Origin of the sequence: Marinobacter iranensis (assembly GCF_029207565.1) — a bacterium.
Classification (GTDB): Bacteria; Pseudomonadota; Gammaproteobacteria; order Pseudomonadales; family Oleiphilaceae; genus Marinobacter; species Marinobacter iranensis.
The window spans coordinates 1-247 of record NZ_JANCMW010000352.1 but is presented as its reverse complement, the minus strand read 5'-3'; the positions used below and the strand labels follow the sequence as shown (position 1 = coordinate 247).

Sequence of the window (247 nt, the reverse complement as noted above, 5' to 3'; positions counted from 1 at the left end):
CGTGCCGTTCGTGACGCTGCAGTCCACCGATCCCGACGCGGGCCACTCCGTCGCCGTCGACCAGGTCGCGGGCGCCCGATTGGCCACACGCCACCTGATCGAACTGGGCCATCGCTCGATCTACCACCTCGCGGGGCCGCAGGACTGGATGGAGGCGGAGGCCCGCATGACGGGCTTCCTCGAGGAGATCAGCGCGTGGGACATCGCCACGACCGCGCCGATCCTGGGGGACTGGACCGCCGACTTC

General features: G+C 70.4%; 1 pseudogene. It reads left to right on the top strand.

The features are described from left to right. Window positions 1–247, top strand: a pseudogene (locus NLU14_RS22665) (hypothetical protein); the annotation flags it as partial.